Raw genomic sequence first — 5,819 nt, 5'->3', positions numbered from 1 at the left:
CATGTTTTAGAAGATCGTCAACAAGAATTTTGTCTATCCCGAATCACCTTGGAGGAGGTCTTTTATTACGGTTCTTCTCCCATCGAGTGGGTAAAAAGGGTTCGAGGGTTGAAGATCCATAGGGTTCCAGGGGTCGAGGGGTCAAGGGTTCAAGTGAGATACTGAAACGCAAGCAAAATCTTCAGAGAAAAACACTGGAACCCTTGGACCCTATAATCCTAGGCCCCTTATGATTTTAGCACTTCACTTGACCCCTGGAATCCTTGACCCCTTGACCCCAAGATGCCCCGGCAAATATAGAGAACAGCGGGGCACGCGCAGCGTAACCCTTATGTTTTCACCCACTCTTTTGGAACGGTTTGAACGCTTATTCTACTCCACGATCACACCTGCATACCCCACCACCTGATCCATGTCTCCGGTCACATCCCCGGAGGTGGCGTACCGGACCACCGCAGCGCGGGCCGCTCCCAGCGCTTTGGCTGCGATCAACATGATCGTGGCAGGAATATAGCCGCACATGCTGATCCTGTAGCGCCGGACGGTTTCATAAAACCCTTCGGGGTCCAGTGCCTCCACCCTGTCAAGGGCCAGACGGTCTTTGCGCTCGGCCGACTCCCGGCTCTCAAAATGAGTCATGTCCGAAGAGGCCACGATGAGCACGGGCCGGTCGCACGCCTTGACCGCCTCAACAATGGCGGAGGCGACCTTCTCGCAGCCCTGGTAATCGATCCCCATAAGCGTGATTGGGATAAAGGTCCCGCCGCCCAGAATCTGCAGAAAGGGAAGCTGAACCTCGATGGAATGTTCCCGAAGATGGGCCTGGGTATCCTCTTCGAGAAGTTCTGATCCCCCGAGAAGAGAGGAGGCCAGTCTTTGATCAATCTTCATGGCGCCGAGCGGGGTTTCCCATTCCCCGCGGCACATCATCGAAGCGGCCGGTCCCAGCCCGGTATGATTCGGACCGAGAAGGATATAGGTCTCTCTCGGGGTGATCCTGGAATAGACCACGCCGGCCACGGTCCCGGAATAGATATATCCCGCATGAGGAACGATCACACCCAGGGCCTCGGTTTTCGGCTCATCTTTGATAAAACCCCGCACCATCCTCCGGAGCCTGGCAGGGTCCGAGTCGTAGAACATGCCCGAGACAGCCGGTTTGCGGATCATTCGCCAACCCTCTTAAAAGCTTCGTAAAAAAATCCTTTATCCCCTCCCATCGAGGGAGAGGGAGCTTTCAGACTTTTTAAGAATTGATCAAAATTAACACAGAATTTTATTTCTGACAATCGAATTTATACCTTCCTGCAGGGGAGGATCCTCTTCTCTTTCTCCGGTTCATGGCAAAAGGCGAGCGTCCATCCCATATCCCCTCCTTGTTTGAGGATTCTCCTCTTGATCCTCAGGGTCAGGGACGGATCCTGATCCAGGGAGGTGATATAAGGCAGGCGCATATGGGCCGCCATGGGAATCAGGTCCCCGACATAGAGCAGGGCCTCTCCCCCGGATTCGATGAGCACGGACTGGTGAAAAGGGGTATGCCCAGGCGTCCTGATGACCCGGACTCCCGGCACGATCTCGGCTTCTCCGTGAAGCAGTTCCATCTGCCCGGTCCGGATCAAAACAGGTTCCCCCTGAAAGACGTAACTCGCCCGGGTCCATTCATCCGGCCGGCAGGCCGACTCCCATTCGCCCTGCTGTACCAGATAGACCGCATTCGGAAACATCGGGACAAGCCCTCCGTCTGAAAGGAGGCGGATGCCGGCTCCTGAATGATCCCAATGGAGGTGAGTGTTGATCACGATATCGATTTCCTCCGGCCTCACACCGGATCGGGCAAGCTCCTGTTCCAGATTTCCTGCATTGAGAACGGCATAATGCTCCCCAAACTTCCCCGCTTCCCGCTCCCCAATGCCGGGATCCACAAGGATCCTGAGGCCGGGCGCCAGGATCAGGAGAGGATTCATGGAAAGCGTGACCCGGTTCTTTGCATCAGGCCGGGCCTTCTTCTCCCAGAGGACTTTGGGCGCCACCCCGAACATGGCCCCGCCATCCACCCGGAAGGTCCCGCCATCCAGAAGGATACACCGGAAATCGCCTATCAGAATATCAGTCGTCATTAAATTATAAATACACGGGAAAGCGGACCAAGTCAACCGGGAAGAATTTTTCTCCATTTTGACCCCTGAAACAGCCGCAGGATTTTACCGATAATTTGACAGAAAAAGTGGAAAATGGTCTAATGGTATTCATGCCATCATAAGAAGGATCTGACATGATCGAGGCAGGGGTCGGTTGTTCCAAAAAAGAGAATGCCCGAGAGGCCGCCAGAGAGGCCGGGAGCCTTGCCGTGTCCAGCGCTGGGATCATCCGCTCAGACTTTGCGCTGGTCTTTGCGACCCCTCATCACTCAGGCCATTTCGACGAGATCATCCGTGAGGTCAAAACCGTAACCGGGGCCTCCCGCATCACGGGCTGCAGCGGGATCGGTGTCCTGACCCATCAGGAAGAGATCGAGATCGGCCCAGGAATCGCCGTGATGGCCGTACACTCGAACATGATTTCCGGATACACCTTTCTCTACCGCAACCTCTTTGAGAGAGACTCCATGATAGGCCATGCCATCGGGGAGTTTGCCAAGCAAATGAGGAAGAAATCCGAACTGCTCATTCTTTTCCCGGACCCCAACTCGGTTCATGTTCCGGCACTTCTGAACAGCATTCAAGAAGAGTGCGGTTCACCGCTCACCCTGATCGGGGGCTGTGCATCCGGAGAGGAAAGCCGGAAGCAGACCTACCAGATCGGTGACCATGATACGGCATCCGGCTCCGTCTCCGGGATCTATCTAACCGGAGAATTTTCACATGCCATCGGGATCGCCCAGGCCTGCCATCCGGTCAGCGGCCCCCTGCTCGTGACCCGTGCCATGGGGGGACGGATACAGGAGCTTCGCGGACGCCCGGCGCTGGAGCACCTGCTGCAGCTCATCCAGGAACCCGTAGCCGAGAACCTCCCTTCTGCCCTGCGAAATCTGTTGATCGGCCTTCCGGTGGATCCGTCCAGCACCGAGCTCCAAAGCGGCAACTACATTGTCCGCAAGATCACAGGGATAGATCCTTCGGACGGGAGCATTCTGACCTCGGAGACGGTCACTGAAGGCCAGCCCCTGTCGTTTGTGGTTCGTGATGAAACAAGGGCAGCCCAGGAATTCGAAGAGATGCTCGAAAACCTTTCACAGGCCCATCTTGCATGTCCGCCCCGGTTCGGGCTCTATTTCCAGTACGCCGGGAGGAGAGACTCCCTCTGCAGGACCATGCCTCTTAAAATCCATCTTATCCGGAAATACTTTGGAACCATGCCCCTGATCGGCTTCTTCTCCGATGGGGAGATCGCACCCGTAGGCAAGATCAACTGCCTTCACACCTTATCCGGGGTCCTCGCCCTGATTTCAGACCCCATGGAGTAAAGACAACCTTTGATTAAATATGGTTGTCATTGTCCGGTCCCCCGATCGGACAATCCATGGTTCGACAAGCTCACCATGACAATTGTCACCCTGAGCCTGCCGAAGGGTGGATTCCCCGATCGAGTCGGGGAATGACGCTTTCAGAGAAATATTTACCTATAAATTTGTCTCACACCCGGGGTAATCCTCTTCTGGACAAAAAAGGAGTTTTGTGCTATTAATTAGAGACGTAAGGGGTTTATTCCAAGGGGTTTCAAATGAACGAAAGGGGATGATCTTATGAGGATTGAAATGACTGGAGAAGAGGTCCTGCTCCTCAAAGAGGCCCTGACCTGCATGATTTCCGAACTCAGTATGGAGATCAGGGATACCGATCAGAAGGATTTCCGGGATCATCTGAAAGAACGGAAAATGATTCTGATGGGTCTGTTCGACCGGCTGGAAAAGACGGTTGTTGCTGCATGAGAATCGCTTGTGCAAACCTTTGCCCGTAAGAATGTCATACCCTCTTTTGGGGCGGGGAAGGGGTGATAGGCATTTAGATTTAAAAGAAGGGGGATTATTTTTATTAAAATCCGCCCGCCTGCGCAATGGAATCCCCTTACGTCCGCATCCCGTCCATACGATCATAAGCAGGATCTACAGCCTCAAAAGCCTCAACCTTGCCTTCCAATACCATGGCCGGTCAATCCTTTTTTTATGCGCCGGGGACCCCCGGAATGCCTGCATGGACTTCCTGAAGTATATCTTAGCCTTATCGGAGTCCCCTTTTCTAAGCTGCAACTCACCGATCTTGAAAAACCCTTCCGAGCTGGAGGTATGAATTCCTGTAAAGGCTTCATAGGATTTGAGGGCTTCATCCAGTTCATTTCTTTCGACATGATAATCCCCCATCCGAAGATAAGGCTCGCCGTACCGGTACCGAGGGTCGAGTTGAACGGCCTTTTGAAGATGGTTCTTTGCCCGATCCAGGTCCTTGAGATAGAGATATCCTACCCCGAGATAGAACTGTGTTTCAGGAATATCTGACATCCTATTCAGGGCCCGGCCGAGATACTCCACCCCCTCCCGATACCGTTTCATGCGTACCAGGTCCCGTCCAAGGTCGCTCAGCGCCTCGGCATTGTGGGGATTGAGCATGACTTCTCTTTTAAGCCTTGAGACCTCTCTGCGGGTGCGTAAGGGCGCCGAGAAATCCGGGAGCAGACCGATATACCGGCGGTCCAGGACAAAATAAAGAACCAGGACAATCAGGAGGGAAAGAAGCGAATTCCGGGTGATCAGCATGAGAATGTAGAAAAGAAAAAGCTTGGACACGCGCTCTCCCTGACATGAGATATGATGCAGGCCTACTGTAACATAAAAAATAAGGTTCTTCTATCATTTAGTGGGTAAAAGGGGTCGAGGGGTGGAGGGGTCGAGGGGTCAAGTGAAAGACTGAAACGCAAACTAAAAAAGGAAACACCAAATCTTATGAAAACCCTAGGCAACAAGATGGGAGTTTTCGAGGTAAAAACCCGGCTTTTTTATGCTCCCTTGATCTCTCCCTTTCGAGAGAAGATCAAGGGAGCAACGGATTCATTCAGGCGCCGATATGTCTTGAGACCAGTTTGGTCATCTCAAACATACTGACTTGGCTCTTTCCTCCAAAGATCGTCCGGAGCTTATCATCCGCATTAATCATTCTCCGGTTGATCCGGTCCTGAAGGCCGTTCCGTTTGATGTAATCCCATAACTTTCTGGTCACCTCTGTCCTCGGGATGGCCGTTGACCCAACCACGGCACTGAGTGCGCCGTCAGGTTGAACCGGTCTCATGAATGCAACATTGGGTTTGCGTTTCGTCTTCTTGGGTGCGGCTTTCTTTACAACTTTTTTCTTGGGTGCGGCCTTCTTTGCAGTTTTCTTCTTGGGTGCGGCTTTCTTTGCAACTTTTTTCTTGGGTGCGGCTTTCTTTGCAGTTTTCTTCTTGGGTGAAGCCTTCTTTGTAATTTTCTTCTTAGCAGCCATTGAAGCCTCCCTTTAAAAAAATTTTAGATGCAATACCCCCATCAAATAAATGATTATCTGAATTATAGAAAAAAAAATCATCTTGTCAATGGAAAAAAGAGAGGGAAGACCCATTAAAATGCATTTTAGGATCATCTCCAAAAGAGTGGGTGAAAACATCAGGGGTCAAGGGGTCAAGGATTCCAGGGGTCAAGTGAAGTGCTTTTTAAAAACTCAAGGGTCCGAGGGGTTAAGGGGCTTAGGGTCCAAGTGAAAAGCATAGAAAAAACTGAAAGGTAACAGAAATCAAAAAACCACTTGAATCCTTGAACCCTGGATCTCTATAGGTTCTTGAATCCTCGAACC

General features: G+C 52.1%; 6 protein-coding genes. 2 read left to right on the top strand and 4 right to left on the bottom strand.

Annotated features, from left to right (window positions below; translation table 11 throughout):
* Window positions 1–372: 372 nt before the first annotated feature.
* Together AUK29_08385 and AUK29_08380 are read right to left on the bottom strand one after the other, a co-directional pair.
* Window positions 373–1,170 (bottom strand): AmmeMemoRadiSam system protein B, encoded by a 798-nt coding sequence (locus tag AUK29_08385; GenBank protein ID OIP62485.1) that lies wholly within the window; start codon window positions 1,168–1,170, stop codon window positions 373–375.
* A 125-nt stretch (window positions 1,171–1,295) separates the two neighbouring features.
* Window positions 1,296–2,120 carry a hypothetical protein gene (locus AUK29_08380; protein OIP62486.1) on the bottom strand — a complete coding sequence of 275 codons (825 nt, stop codon included), beginning with the start codon at window positions 2,118–2,120 and terminating at the stop codon, window positions 1,296–1,298.
* Between the two features lie 155 nt (window positions 2,121–2,275).
* Between AUK29_08380 and AUK29_08375 the strand changes: the two genes are divergently transcribed.
* Both AUK29_08375 and AUK29_08370 read left to right on the top strand, forming a co-directional pair.
* On the top strand, window positions 2,276–3,466 hold the full coding sequence (locus tag AUK29_08375) for a hypothetical protein (GenBank protein ID OIP62484.1): 1,191 nt from the start codon (window positions 2,276–2,278) through the stop codon (window positions 3,464–3,466).
* A 279-nt stretch (window positions 3,467–3,745) separates the two neighbouring features.
* On the top strand, window positions 3,746–3,931 hold the full coding sequence (locus AUK29_08370) for a hypothetical protein (GenBank protein ID OIP62483.1): 186 nt from the start codon (window positions 3,746–3,748) through the stop codon (window positions 3,929–3,931).
* Between the two features lie 174 nt (window positions 3,932–4,105).
* Here the strand turns inward: AUK29_08370 and AUK29_08365 are convergent, their stop codons facing one another.
* Both AUK29_08365 and AUK29_08360 read right to left on the bottom strand, forming a co-directional pair.
* Complete coding sequence (locus AUK29_08365; GenBank protein ID OIP62482.1) at window positions 4,106–4,783, bottom strand: hypothetical protein; 678 nt, start codon at window positions 4,781–4,783, stop codon at window positions 4,106–4,108.
* A gap of 265 nt (window positions 4,784–5,048) precedes the next feature.
* Window positions 5,049–5,474, bottom strand: a complete 426-nt coding sequence (locus AUK29_08360; GenBank protein ID OIP62481.1) for a hypothetical protein — start codon at window positions 5,472–5,474, stop codon at window positions 5,049–5,051.
* Window positions 5,475–5,819: the final 345 nt, after the last annotated feature.

The sequence above is a fragment of the Nitrospirae bacterium CG2_30_53_67 genome, from assembly GCA_001873285.1.
GTDB lineage: Bacteria > CG2-30-53-67 > CG2-30-53-67 > CG2-30-53-67 > CG2-30-53-67 > CG2-30-53-67.
Note: the sequence above shows the minus strand (reverse complement) of the source record. Positions and strands in the feature narration are given on the sequence as shown.